The organism is Murimonas intestini, from assembly GCF_024622195.1.
Classification (GTDB): Bacteria; Bacillota; Clostridia; order Lachnospirales; family Lachnospiraceae; genus Murimonas; species Murimonas intestini.
This window is the reverse complement of record NZ_JANKBI010000005.1, coordinates 265,607-279,295: the sequence shown is the minus strand read 5'-3', so window position 1 is coordinate 279,295 and position 13,689 is coordinate 265,607. Positions and strand designations below refer to the sequence as shown.

Sequence of the window (13,689 nt, the reverse complement as noted above, 5' to 3'; positions counted from 1 at the left end):
AGAGGCTTTTTATTATCAGCAGTGAGGCAGTGGCTGAAACTGATGATTCTGATAATAGAGATACGGCAGCATCTGATTAGTATTAAAAATCTATAAGGAGGTGCACCATTCATGGCAAAAGTTGAACTGAAAAAACCAATCGTGGAAGAAATCAGCGAAAGCATTAAAGACGCGGCAGCCGTTGTCCTTGTTTCCTACAGCGGAATCAGTGTGGAACAGGATACAGCTCTTCGTAAAGAGTTAAGGGAAGCAGGCGTTACTTACAAAGTTTACAAAAATACAATGATGAACTTTGCATTCAATGAAACACCATGTGAGACTCTTTCACAGCATCTTGAAGGACAGAACGCACTTGCGGTTTCTAAAGAAGACGCAACCGCTCCGGCCAGAATTATTTCTAAATACTTCAAGGCTGTTCCGACACTGAAATTAGTTGCAGGTGTTGTAGAAGGAACTTACTACGATGAAAATGGAATGCAGGCTCTCGCAGCAGTGCCGTCAAGAGAAGAACTTCTCGGAAAGCTGCTTGGAAGCATCCAGTCCCCGATCGCAAACTTTGCACGCGTTATCAGCCAGATCGCAGAGGCAAAAGAAGCATAGGAACATTATTGAAGGCAGGCTGAGAGTGCTTGCCGCCCAGTAAAATAAATTATAAAATGGAGGAAAATAAAATGGCAAAATTAACAACAGCTGAATTTATCGAAGCTATCAAAGAATTATCCGTATTAGAATTAAACGAATTAGTAAAAGCATGTGAAGAAGAGTTTGGTGTATCCGCAGCAGCAGGTGTTGTAGTAGCAGCAGCTGGCGCAGCAGAAGCAGCAGAAGAAAAAGATGAGTTCGACGTAGAACTGACAGAAGTTGGCCCGAACAAAGTTAAAGTTATCAAAGTTGTTCGTGAAGCTACAGGCTTAGGCTTAAAAGAAGCTAAAGAAGTAGTTGATGGAGCTCCTAAGGTAATCAAAGAAGGCGCTTCTAAAGCAGAAGCAGAAGAACTTAAGACAAAACTGGAAGCAGAAGGCGCTAAAGTTACTCTTAAATAATTCAAAATTTATGAACCCCTGTATTTACCTGAGAAATCAGGTATTTACAGGGCTTTTTTTGTTTGGATATTCTTTGTCCGGGAACCATTAAAAGACAAGGGACAGGAGAGTACAGATGAGTAATTATACACAGGAAAACACGGAAATAGCAAGAAAAAATAAGTAAAATATCAGTTGACAATTTACAACTCATATGCTAGCATAAAAGATGCACTATTGTGCAGGATTGTGCGCCAAGGCATAATTATGCCCAAAAGTGAATGAATGAAACTGCATTTATATAGAAAGAACAGGGGTGAAACGTCAATGGAGAAAAACAGAATACGTCCTACCACAAGCGGCAAGAGCTTCCGTATGAGCTATTCAAGACAGAAAGAGGTTCTTGAGATGCCAAATCTGATTGAAGTTCAGAAGGACTCTTATCAGTGGTTTTTAGATGAGGGGCTGAAAGAAGTTTTTGCTGATATCTCTCCGATTACGGATTACAGCGGAAAGCTGAGTCTGGAATTCGTGGACTTTACATTATGTGAAGACGATGTCAAATATTCAATTGAAGAGTGCAAGGAAAGAGACGCGACATATGCTGCACCTTTAAAGGTGAGAGTAAGGCTTCATAATAAAGAAAATGACGAAATTAACGAGCATGAGATCTTCATGGGAGACCTGCCGCTGATGACAGCTACAGGTACATTCGTGATCAACGGTGCAGAACGTGTTATCGTCAGCCAGCTGGTACGTTCACCTGGTATCTATTATGGGATTGCACATGACAAAATAGGTAAAAAATTGTATTCCAGCACCGTTATCCCTAACAGGGGTGCATGGTTAGAGTACGAGACTGACTCCAATGATGTTTTCTATGTTCGCGTTGACAGGACCAGAAAGGTTCCTATCACTGTTCTGATCCGTGCACTTGGATTTGGCACAAATGCAGAAATTATAGATTTGTTCGGCGAGGAGCCGAAGATACTGGCCAGCCTTACAAAGGACACTGCTGAGAATTACCAGGAGGGTCTTTTAGAGCTGTACAAAAAAATCCGTCCGGGCGAGCCTCTGGCAGTGGAAAGCGCAGAGAGCCTTATTACAAGTATGTTCTTCGATCCGAGAAGATATGACCTGGCTAAGGTTGGACGTTATAAATTTAATAAAAAGTTACTTCTCCGCAACCGTATCAATGGACAGATACTGGCAGAGGATGTCATCGACACTACAACCGGTGAGATCATCGCTGAGGCCGGGACAGAGGTGAAACGCGAACTGGCAGACAAGATCCAGAATGCTGCTGTACCGTTTGTATGGATCCGCACAGAAGAGCGCAATGTAAAGGTGCTCTCCAGCATGATGGTGGACATCACCAGCTTTGTGGATGTGGACCCGAAGGAAGTGGGAGTTACAGAATTAGTATATTACCCGGAACTTGAAAAAATACTGGCAGAAAATACCGATATGGATGATATCAAGGATGCCATCCGCAAGAATATCCATGAGCTGATTCCGAAGCATATTACAAAAGAAGATATCCTTGCTTCTATCAACTACAATATGCATCTGGAATATGGCCTTGGAAATGAAGACGATATTGACCATTTGGGCAACAGGCGAATCAGGGCCGTGGGTGAGCTGCTTCAGAACCAGTACCGTATAGGTCTGTCCAGGCTGGAAAGAGTTGTCCGTGAGAGAATGACAACCCAGGACCTGGAGGGAATCTCTCCCCAGTCACTGATCAACATAAAGCCTGTGACAGCAGCTGTCAAAGAGTTCTTCGGATCTTCACAGCTGTCACAGTTCATGGACCAGAATAACCCGTTGGGTGAGCTGACACATAAGAGACGTCTTTCAGCCCTGGGACCAGGCGGTCTGTCAAGGGACCGTGCAGGATTCGAGGTACGAGACGTACATTACTCACATTATGGAAGAATGTGTCCCATCGAGACACCTGAAGGTCCTAACATCGGTCTGATTAACTCCCTGGCTACTTATGCCAGGATCAACCAGTATGGATTCGTTGAGGCTCCGTACAGGAAGATTGACAAGTCTGAACCGGGCAATCCCCGTGTCACAGATGAGGTTGTGTATATGACAGCCGATGAAGAAGATAATTACCATGTAGCACAGGCTAATGAGACACTTGATGCTGACGGACATTTCGTACACAAAAATGTATCAGGACGTTACAGAGAAGAGACGCAGGAATACGAGAGAGGGATGTTCGATTACATGGACGTGTCTCCTAAGATGGTATTCTCCGTGGCTACAGCCCTGATTCCTTTCCTGGAGAATGACGATGCCAACCGTGCGCTGATGGGATCCAACATGCAGCGTCAGGCGGTGCCGCTTCTGACAACAGAAGCCCCGGTAGTAGGTACAGGTATGGAATGCAAGGCGGCTGTTGACTCAGGAGTCTGCGTGGTTGCAAGAAAGTCTGGTACTATCGAACGCTCCACTTCCAAGGAGATCATCATGAAGAATGATGATGGAACAAGGGATGAATATCACCTGACCAAATTCTCCAGAAGTAACCAGAGCAACTGCTACAATCAGAGACCGATCGTATTTAAGGGAGAGCATGTTGAGGCAGGCAGTGTGATCGCTGACGGGCCGTCCACACAGAAGGGCGAGCTGGCTCTTGGAAAGAATCCGCTGATCGGATTTATGACATGGGAAGGCTACAACTACGAGGATGCTGTACTTTTAAGCGAAAGATTAGTTATGGATGATGTCTACACATCTGTCCATATTGAAGAATATGAAGCTGAGGCCAGAGATACAAAGCTGGGGCCGGAAGAGATCACAAGAGATGTTCCCGGCGTGGGAGATGAAGCCCTGAAGGATCTGGATGAGAGAGGTATCATCCGCATCGGTGCCGAGGTCCGTGCAGGGGATATCCTGGTAGGTAAAGTAACTCCGAAGGGAGAGACAGAACTGACAGCTGAGGAGAGGCTACTCCGCGCTATCTTTGGTGAGAAGGCCAGGGAGGTCAGGGATACTTCACTGAAAGTGCCTCATGGAGAATATGGTATCGTAGTAGATGCCAAGGTATTCACAAGAGAAAACGGGGATGAGCTTTCACCGGGAGTTAATCAGGCAGTCCGCATCTACATCGCACAGAAGAGAAAGATCTCCGTGGGTGACAAGATGGCCGGCCGTCATGGTAACAAGGGTGTTGTTTCACGAGTGCTCCCTGTAGAAGATATGCCGTTCCTGCCGAACGGGCGTCCTCTGGATATCGTACTGAATCCTCTGGGTGTGCCTTCTCGTATGAACATCGGACAGGTTCTTGAGATCCACTTAAGCCTTGCATCAAGGGCTCTTGGATTTAATATTGCCACACCGGTCTTCGACGGCGCGAACGAGGTTGATATTATGGACACTCTGGATCTGGCGAATGATTACGTCAATCTGGAATGGGATGAATTTAAGGAAAAACATGGCGAAGAGCTTCTGCCTGAAGTACTTGACTATCTGTATGAGAACCGCGACCACAGAGAACTGTGGAAGGGCGTTCCTCTTTCAAGAGACGGTAAAGTGCGCCTCAGGGACGGACGTACAGGCGAATATTTCGACAGCGCCGTAACAATCGGGCACATGCATTACCTGAAGCTCCACCATCTGGTAGATGACAAGATCCATGCACGTTCCACAGGACCGTACTCCCTGGTAACTCAGCAGCCTCTGGGCGGTAAAGCACAGTTCGGCGGGCAGCGTTTCGGAGAGATGGAGGTTTGGGCGCTGGAAGCATACGGCGCATCCTACACTCTGCAGGAGATCCTGACAGTAAAATCTGATGATGTTATCGGACGTGTAAAGACATATGAAGCAATCATAAAAGGCGACAACATTCCGGAGCCGGGTATTCCGGAATCCTTCAAGGTACTTTTAAAAGAGCTCCAGTCATTGGGACTGGATGTGAAAGTCCTGAAGGAGGACCAGACTGAAGTAGAAATCATGGAAACTATTGATTATGGTGATACAGATATGCGTTCTGTGATCGAAGGAGACAGAAAATACGAAGAAGAAGAGAACTCTTTCTCACAGTTTGGATTCAGCCAGCAGGAAATTGAGGGCGATGAGATCGTGGATGTGGAAGAGGACGACGAGGACGTATTCTTAGACCTAGAAGAAACTCTTGATGATGAAGAGTAGGAAGGGAGAACCATAAATGCCTGAAACAACAAACAATGAAGGATATCAGCCAATGACCTTTGACGCGATCAAAATTGGTCTGGCATCTCCGGAAAAGATCAGGGAATGGTCAAGAGGAGAGGTAAAGAAACCCGAAACCATTAACTACAGGACTCTTAAACCGGAAAAAGACGGACTGTTCTGCGAGCGTATCTTCGGGCCGAGCAAGGACTGGGAATGTCACTGCGGAAAGTACAAGAAGATCCGTTATAAAGGTGTTATTTGTGACCGATGCGGCGTTGAAGTTACAAAGGCCAGTGTCCGCAGGGAGCGTATGGGACATATTGAACTGGCAGCTCCGGTTTCCCATATCTGGTATTTCAAAGGTATCCCTTCCAGAATGGGTCTGATGCTGGACCTTTCTCCGAGAACACTGGAGAAAGTCCTGTATTTTGCCAACTATATCGTGCTGGATAAGGGAGATACAGATCTTCAGTACAAACAGGTGCTGACAGAGAGAGAATATCAGGAAGCAAGAGAAAAATGGAGCAGCCGTTTCCGCGTAGGCATGGGTGCAGAGGCGATCAAAGAGCTTCTGGAATCCATCGACATGGAAAAAGAGGCAGCTGAACTGAAAAAAGGCCTGAAGGAATCTACAGGCCAGAAACGTGCCAGGATCATCAAAAGGCTGGAAGTGGTAGAAGCTTTTCGTGAGTCCGGAAATAAGCCGGAATGGATGATCATGACAGTTATCCCTGTCATCCCGCCGGATCTGCGTCCTATGGTGCAGCTGGACGGTGGACGTTTTGCCACATCAGACTTAAATGACCTTTACAGAAGGATCATAAATAGAAATAACCGTTTAAAGAGACTGCTGGAGCTTGGTGCTCCTGACATCATTGTCCGCAATGAAAAGAGGATGCTTCAGGAAGCAGTAGATGCCCTGATCGACAACGGCCGCCGCGGCCGTCCTGTGACAGGACCCGGAAACAGAGCCCTGAAGTCACTGTCTGACATGCTCAAGGGTAAATCAGGACGTTTCCGCCAGAACCTCTTAGGAAAGCGTGTTGACTATTCAGGACGTTCTGTTATCGTCGTAGGGCCAGAGCTGAAGATTTATCAGTGCGGTCTTCCGAAAGAGATGGCTATCGAGCTGTTCAAGCCTTTTGTTATGAAAGAGCTTGTTGCCAACGGTACTTCTCACAATATAAAAAATGCTAAAAAAATGGTAGAGAGACTTCAGCCTGAGGTATGGGATGTGCTGGAAGATGTCATCAAAGAACATCCGGTAATGCTCAACCGTGCCCCTACACTCCACCGTCTGGGAATCCAGGCATTTGAGCCGATTCTTGTAGAGGGTAAAGCGATCAAGCTGCATCCCCTTGTATGTACTGCATTTAATGCGGACTTCGATGGTGACCAGATGGCCGTGCATCTTCCGCTTTCCGTGGAAGCACAGGCAGAGTGCCGTTTCCTGCTGCTCTCCCCGAACAACCTTCTGAAGCCGTCAGACGGAGGACCTGTGGCTGTTCCTTCACAGGATATGGTCCTTGGTATTTATTATCTGACACAGGAGAGGCCGGGAGCGCTTGGAGAAGGCAAGATCTTTAAGAGTGTAAATGAAGCGATCCTTGCATATGAAAATAAGGCCCTCACACTCCAGTCCAAGATTCTTGTCCGTATGACTAAGAAAATGCCTGACGGAAGCGTAGTGACAGGAAATGTGGAATCTACTGTGGGACGTTTTATCTTCAATGAGATCCTTCCGCAGGATCTGGGATTTGTGGACAGAAGCATACCGGAAAACCTTCTGAAGCTGGAAGTTGACTTCCATGTTGGAAAGAAAGGCTTAAAACAGATCCTTGAAAAAGTCATCAATACACACGGAGCAACTAAGACTGCTGAAGTGCTGGATGATATCAAGGCTATGGGGTATAAGTATTCCACAAGGGCTGCCATGACTGTTTCTATTTCTGACATGACCGTGCCGCCTGAAAAACCGGAACTGATCCAGAAGGCTCAGGATACTGTTGATAAGATCACAAGAAACTATAAGCGAGGCCTCATCACTGAGGAAGAGCGTTACAAGGAAGTCGTAGAGACCTGGAAGAATACGGATGATATCCTGACAAAGGCTCTGCTGGACGGACTTGATAAATATAACAACATCTATATGATGGCCGATTCCGGAGCCCGTGGTTCTGACAAGCAGATCAAGCAGCTGGCAGGTATGCGTGGATTGATGGCTGATACAACAGGACATACGATCGAACTTCCTATCAAGTCCAACTTCCGTGAAGGACTTGACGTACTGGAATACTTCATGTCCGCTCATGGAGCGCGTAAAGGTCTGTCTGATACAGCCCTGCGTACAGCTGACTCTGGTTATCTGACAAGGCGTCTTGTTGACGTTTCACAGGATCTGATCATCCGTGAAGTTGACTGCTGCGAAGGAAAAGAGATCCCGGGTATGTACGTAAAGGCATTTGCGGACGGAAAGGAAGAGATCGAGAGCCTTCAGGAGCGTATCACAGGCCGTTTCGCCTGCGAGACACTGTGCAACAAGGATGGTGAGGTGCTTGTAAAAGCTAACCACATGATCACTCCCAGGCGTGCAGCCAGAATTATAAAGGAAGGCGTGGATGCAAACGGCAATCCGTTTGACAAGATCAAGATTCGTACCATCCTGACATGTAAATCCCATATCGGAGTCTGCGCTAAGTGCTATGGAGCCAACCTGGCAACAGGTGAGGCTGTACAGGTAGGTGAGTCCGTAGGTATCATTGCGGCACAGTCTATCGGTGAGCCAGGTACACAGCTGACAATGCGTACATTCCATACGGGCGGTGTGGCCGGCGGCGATATCACACAGGGTCTTCCCCGTGTCGAGGAGCTTTTTGAGGCCAGAAAGCCAAAAGGACTTGCAATCATTACTGAGATCCCAGGTATTGCAGTCATCAAGGATACTAAGAAAAAGCGTGAGATCATCGTTACAAATAATGAGACAGGAGAGTCTAAGACTTACCTGATCCCATATGGTTCCAGGATCAAGGCCCAGGACGGCGCTTATCTGGAGGCAGGTGACGAGCTGACTGAAGGTAGTGTCAATCCTCATGATATCCTTAAGATCAAGGGTGTCCGTGCTGTGCAGGATTACATGATCCAGGAGGTTCAGCGTGTATACCGTCTGCAGGGTGTTGAAATCAATGATAAGCATATCGAAGTCATTGTGCGCCAGATGCTGAAAAAAGTCCGCATCGAGAACAATGGTGACAGTGAATTCCTGCCGGGCACACTTGTTGACATCCTGGAATATGAGGATGAGAACGAGCGCCTTACAGAGGAAGGGAAAGAGCCCGCAGAAGGCAAGCAGGTAATGCTTGGTATCACAAAGGCTTCCCTTGCAACAAATTCCTTCCTGTCTGCCGCTTCCTTCCAGGAAACTACTAAAGTCCTGACAGAAGCTGCGATCAAAGGAAAAGTTGACCCGCTTATCGGACTGAAGGAAAATGTTATCATTGGTAAACTGATACCGGCCGGAACTGGTATGAAGAGATACAGAAATGTAAAACTTGATACAGGAGATTCCATGCTGGAAGACGATGATGATGATTTTGATTTAGCTGAGCTGACCGAGGAAATAGAGCTGGATACAGCTGCTGTTCCGGCGGAGAGCGAGGATGATCTGGATTTGTCTGAGGAAGAGTTGGTTACTGTTTCAGAAGATGAATAAAGATATGAATGATAATGGTTCAGCAGGTCTGTGCATTAACGGCACAGACCTGCTGAAAAAGGTTTAATTGACAGAAAAAACTGCCGGTCATTTATGAGCGGCAGTTTTTTTCTTGCGGATTATTTTCCAGTCATCTGCAAGAGAATCTGCAGATTTGCTGCGGGTGTTTTTTCTGGGCGGCGGTGTAAAGCCGTCGTCAGGACCGTAATAGCCCTCGTCATAATAATCAGGTCCGTATCCATAATCAGGGCCATACCCATCTCCATAGCCGGGATCATATCCACCCCCGTAGCCGTCATTGTAATTCGGTCCGTAAGCTCCCTGATAATTTCCATTGTAATCCTGGCCGTAGCCGTAACCGGCATTTGGTCCTCCATTATAACCCTGTCCATATTCACCGGAATAATTTTTGGCATATCCGTCCGTGGGATTATAATTGCTTGTATATGTGACAAAATTTCTTTTTACAGGGCGTTTCTTCTTATTATATACTACATTATTTACAACTGGAGGCGGATTCTGGATTCCGGCCTTTTTAGCTTTTTTCATCTGCTTCTTGATGCGTTTAGCTTCCTTTTTGTCTGCTTTTTCTTTGAATATTGTCATGCGCCCCGTCCATCCAATGATCCGGACGATTATGATACCAAAGAATATACCAATGCTGTCGATCCCCACATCCTTTACAGAAGGTCCTCTGCCGGCCACGAAGGACTGGTGGTATTCATCACCTGCGGCAAAGCCGACGCACAGGATACCGGCAGCCAGCATGAGCAGAAATCCATGAAGTCCGTATACATACAGCGGAAATGATACTGCTATGGCAAGCAGGAAATATTCAGTGATATGCGCCAGTTTTCTGGTGATAAAATTAATTTTATTCGCCCATTCGTCAACCTGCCAGTCATCCAGGTTGGCATCAAAGATGTAGTCCCCTGCCTCTACGATTTTACAGCTGACTTTGTAGCTGAGCTGTCCTGAAACATCACCGGGCTGGCTGGAAAATGTAAAGATCATATACATCAATAGCAAGGCGGGGATGAATGATAGTGGTTTCAAAAGTTTTCTCATACGATCGCCTCTTTCTTTTTATACATTTATATATATGTATTTCTGGCTAATCATACCACCCGTGCGGGTGGAGTGTCCAGCCTGTTAAGGAAATTATAAGGGATTTCATGAAATTTTCAAGAAAAAAACCATAAAAAGGCGATTTCCTGTTTAAAAGCCCTTGACATTGGCAAGACTCCCAATTATAATAATCTAGGTGTGTGCAGAGTGAACTTTGTATACACTAAAGAATATTAAATAAAGATCAGCAACCACATGTATAGGGAATAGGCCCTGTACAAATAATACAGGAGGTGAAAGAAAAGAATGCCAACATTTAATCAGTTAGTAAGAAAAGGAAGACAGACATCTGTTAAGAAATCTACAGCACCGGCTCTTCAAAAAGGATTTAACTCCTTAAGAAAGAAAAGCACTGATGCTTCTGCACCGCAGAAAAGAGGTGTGTGTACAGCCGTTAAGACTGCTACACCTAAGAAGCCTAACTCAGCGCTCAGGAAAATCGCCAGGGTCCGCCTTTCTAACGGAATCGAAGTAACAAGCTACATCCCAGGTGAAGGACATAACCTTCAGGAGCATAGCGTTGTGCTTATCCGCGGTGGAAGGGTAAAAGACTTACCAGGTACAAGATACCACATCATCCGTGGTACTCTGGATACAGCAGGCGTTGCAAACAGAAGACAGGCTCGTTCCAAATACGGAGCAAAGAGACCGAAAGACGCTAAAAAATAAATTATAATATATAATATATAATATATAGTTTATAATCAAGCAGTAGTATCACAAACAGAACTATTTCGTGTAATTCAGGAGAGATATCCTGTTGTTGTGCCGGAATTTTCTATTCACCGGGTGGTTGCGGGTTGACATAGAAGCGAGGGCACGCACACAATAGAACGACACATTGTGAGTACCGATGATTTAATCATGGCGGCAGAGACCGTAACTAATTAAGGAGGGAAGTACCGTGCCACGTAAAGGACATACTCAAAAAAGAGACGTATTAGCAGATCCGTTATACAATAACAAAGTGGTTACCAAACTTATCAATAACATCATGTTAGACGGTAAGAAGGGTGTAGCTCAGAAAATCGTATACGGAGCATTTGATAGAGTGGCTGCAAAAGCAGACAAGCCAGCTATCGAAGTTTTCGAAGAAGCAATGAACAATATCATGCCTGTACTTGAAGTAAAGGCAAGACGTATTGGTGGAGCAACATATCAGGTACCAATCGAAGTAAGACCGGACAGACGTCAGGCTTTAGCACTTCGCTGGCTGACAACTTATTCTCGTAAAAGAGGCGAGAAGACAATGGAAGAAAGATTGGCAAATGAACTTCTGGATGCATCAAATAACACAGGCGCATCTGTAAAGAAGAAAGAAGATATGCACAAAATGGCAGAAGCAAACAAGGCTTTCGCACATTACAGATTCTAAAGCCGGAGCACTTATATACAGCCAGGCTGCACCTGCAGCCTGACCGGAGTGTGAGGTTTGCTTAAACAAAATAGGAGGAAATAACCTTGGCTGGAAGAGAATATCCATTAGAGAGAACCAGAAATATCGGTATTATGGCTCATATCGATGCAGGTAAGACTACATTGACAGAGCGTATCCTTTATTATACTGGTGTTAACTACAAAATTGGCGATACTCACGAAGGTACTGCAACCATGGACTGGATGGAGCAGGAACAGGAAAGAGGTATCACAATTACTTCAGCCGCTACAACATGTCACTGGACGCATCAGGACCACTGCAAAGAGCAGGCGGGAGCGCTGGAGCACCGTATCAATATCATTGATACTCCGGGACACGTTGACTTTACAGTAGAGGTTGAACGTTCTCTGCGTGTACTCGACGGAGCTGTCGGCGTATTTTGTGCAAAGGGCGGCGTTGAACCTCAGTCTGAAAATGTATGGCGTCAGGCTGACACTTATAACGTACCTAGAATGGCATTCATCAACAAGATGGATATCCTGGGCGCTAACTTCTACGGCGCCGTAGGTCAGATCAGGACCAGATTGGGTAAAAATGCTATCTGTCTTCAGCTGCCAATCGGCAAGGAAGATGAGTTCAAAGGTATCATAGATTTATTTGAAATGCAGGCTTATATCTACAATGACGAGAAGGGTGAAGACATCACCGTCACAGATATTCCTGAAGATATGAAAGACGACGCAGAGCTGTATCATACAGAGCTGGTTGAAAAGATCTGCGAATTAGATGATGATCTGATGATGCAGTACCTGGAAGGTGAAGAACCTTCTGTTGAAGAATTAAAGAGAGTACTCCGTAAAGGAACATGCGAATGTCAGGCTATTCCGGTTTGCTGCGGTACAGCATACAGGAATAAGGGTGTTCAGAAGCTTCTGGATGCTATCCTTGATTTCATGCCGGCTCCTACAGATATCGCTTCCATCAAGGGAACTGATATGGACGGCAATGAAGTTGAGAGACATTCATCTGATGATGAACCTTTCTCAGCGCTGGCATTTAAGATCATGGCTGACCCGTTTGTTGGTAAGCTGGCATTCTTCCGTGTGTATTCAGGATCTATGAACTCAGGTTCCTATGTACTGAATGCTACAAAAGGAAAGAAAGAGCGTGTAGGACGTATCCTTCAGATGCATGCCAACAAGAGAGCAGAGCTGGATAAAGTTTATGCAGGAGATATCGCTGCAGCTGTAGGCTTTAAGTTTACAACTACTGGTGATACGATCTGTGACGAACAGCACCCGGTAATCCTGGAGTCCATGGAATTCCCGGAACCTGTTATCGAGCTGGCTATCGAGCCTAAGACAAAAGCAGGACAGGGCAAGATGGGTGAAGCTTTAGCAAAACTTGCTGAAGAAGACCCGACATTCCGTGCTCATACAGATCACGAAACAGGACAGACAATCATCGCCGGTATGGGTGAGCTTCATCTGGAAATCATCGTAGACAGACTTCTGCGTGAATTCAAGGTAGAGGCTAATGTAGGTGCACCTCAGGTTGCTTACAAAGAAACATTCACAAAGGCAGTTGATGTTGACAGCAAGTATGCTAAACAGTCCGGCGGACGTGGACAGTACGGTCATTGTAAAGTTAAGTTCACACCGATGGATCCCAACGGTGAAGAGACATTCAAGTTCGAGACATCTGTTGTCGGAGGAGCTATTCCTAAGGAATATATCCCGGCAGTCGGAGAAGGTATCGAGGAAGCAGCAAAAGCTGGTATTCTCGGAGGATTCCCTGTACTTGGTGTATGTGCTAACGTATACGATGGTTCTTACCATGAAGTCGATTCAAGTGAAATGGCATTCCATATTGCCGGATCTATGGCGTTCAAGGATGCTATGAGAAAAGGTGACGCTATCCTGCTTGAGCCGATCATGAAGGTTGAAGTAACTATGCCTGAAGAGTACATGGGAGATGTTATTGGTGACATTAACTCACGCCGTGGACGTATCGAAGGTATGGATGACATCGGAGGCGGAAAGCTTGTACGTGCGTATGTACCGCTTGCTGAGATGTTTGGTTACTCTACAGACCTGCGTTCTAAGACACAGGGACGTGGTAACTACTCAATGTTCTTTGAAAAATATGAGCCGGTTCCGAAGTCAGTTCAGGAGAAGGTTTTAAGCGCAAAGAGCAAATAAAATAATCAGTTATTTATAAAATTAGGCTTGCAAATATCTTTGATTTGAAATATAATCAAAGATAGCCTGATTAAATAAATGCGG

The 13,689-nt window shown here is 45.7% G+C and carries 7 protein-coding genes, 1 pseudogene and 1 other annotated feature (1 of these 9 running past the window's edge); of the genes and pseudogenes, 7 read left to right on the top strand and 1 reads right to left on the bottom strand.

What is annotated here, in order from left to right; all coding sequences use genetic code 11:
- Positions 1 to 21 (top strand) — a sequence feature (ribosomal protein L10 leader region) (it extends 118 nt beyond the left edge of the window).
- A gap of 90 nt (positions 22 to 111) precedes the next feature.
- The 4 genes from rplJ (at position 112) to rpoC (ending at position 8,898) form a co-directional block, all read left to right on the top strand.
- The gene (gene rplJ, locus NSB28_RS10795) at positions 112 to 600 is read left to right on the top strand and encodes a 50S ribosomal protein L10 (RefSeq protein WP_109625235.1); all 489 of its coding nucleotides are present in this window, start codon (positions 112 to 114) and stop codon (positions 598 to 600) included.
- Between the two features lie 71 nt (positions 601 to 671).
- Entirely contained in the window at positions 672 to 1,043 is a 372-nt protein-coding gene (rplL, locus tag NSB28_RS10790; protein WP_109625234.1) for a 50S ribosomal protein L7/L12, read from the top strand.
- A gap of 306 nt (positions 1,044 to 1,349) precedes the next feature.
- Positions 1,350 to 5,186: a DNA-directed RNA polymerase subunit beta gene (gene rpoB / locus NSB28_RS10785; RefSeq protein ID WP_109625233.1), complete on the top strand. Its 3,837-nt coding sequence runs from the start codon at positions 1,350 to 1,352 to the stop codon at positions 5,184 to 5,186.
- A 16-nt stretch (positions 5,187 to 5,202) separates the two neighbouring features.
- Positions 5,203 to 8,898, top strand: coding sequence for a DNA-directed RNA polymerase subunit beta' (rpoC, locus tag NSB28_RS10780; RefSeq protein WP_109625232.1), 3,696 nt, complete (start codon positions 5,203 to 5,205; stop codon positions 8,896 to 8,898).
- Between the two features lie 615 nt (positions 8,899 to 9,513).
- On the opposite strand, the pseudogene NSB28_RS25110 reads toward rpoC, so the two are convergent.
- Positions 9,514 to 9,966: pseudogene (locus tag NSB28_RS25110) on the bottom strand (VanZ family protein); the annotation flags it as partial.
- Positions 9,967 to 10,272: 306 nt separating this feature from the next.
- On the opposite strand from NSB28_RS25110, the gene rpsL reads away from it, so the two are divergent.
- The 3 genes from rpsL (at position 10,273) to fusA (ending at position 13,605) form a co-directional block, all read left to right on the top strand.
- On the top strand, positions 10,273 to 10,695 hold the full coding sequence (gene rpsL / locus NSB28_RS10770) for a 30S ribosomal protein S12 (protein WP_109625231.1): 423 nt from the start codon (positions 10,273 to 10,275) through the stop codon (positions 10,693 to 10,695).
- A gap of 235 nt (positions 10,696 to 10,930) precedes the next feature.
- Positions 10,931 to 11,401 carry a 30S ribosomal protein S7 gene (gene rpsG, locus NSB28_RS10765; RefSeq protein ID WP_187374153.1) on the top strand — a complete coding sequence of 157 codons (471 nt, stop codon included), beginning with the start codon at positions 10,931 to 10,933 and terminating at the stop codon, positions 11,399 to 11,401.
- 86 nt (positions 11,402 to 11,487) lie between these two features.
- The gene (gene fusA / locus NSB28_RS10760; RefSeq protein ID WP_109625229.1) at positions 11,488 to 13,605 is read left to right on the top strand and encodes an elongation factor G; all 2,118 of its coding nucleotides are present in this window, start codon (positions 11,488 to 11,490) and stop codon (positions 13,603 to 13,605) included.
- Positions 13,606 to 13,689: the final 84 nt, after the last annotated feature.

Bases quoted from the DNA above. Each gene is read 5' to 3' on its own strand.
- rpsL (WP_109625231.1), top strand. From the start codon at position 10,273: ATGCCAACATTTAATCAGTTAGTAAGAAAAGGAAGACAGACATCTGTT.
- rpoB (WP_109625233.1), top strand. From the start codon at position 1,350: ATGGAGAAAAACAGAATACGTCCTACCACAAGCGGCAAGAGCTTCCGT.
- rplJ (WP_109625235.1), top strand. From the start codon at position 112: ATGGCAAAAGTTGAACTGAAAAAACCAATCGTGGAAGAAATCAGCGAA.
- rplL (WP_109625234.1), top strand. From the start codon at position 672: ATGGCAAAATTAACAACAGCTGAATTTATCGAAGCTATCAAAGAATTA.
- rpoC (WP_109625232.1), top strand. From the start codon at position 5,203: ATGCCTGAAACAACAAACAATGAAGGATATCAGCCAATGACCTTTGAC.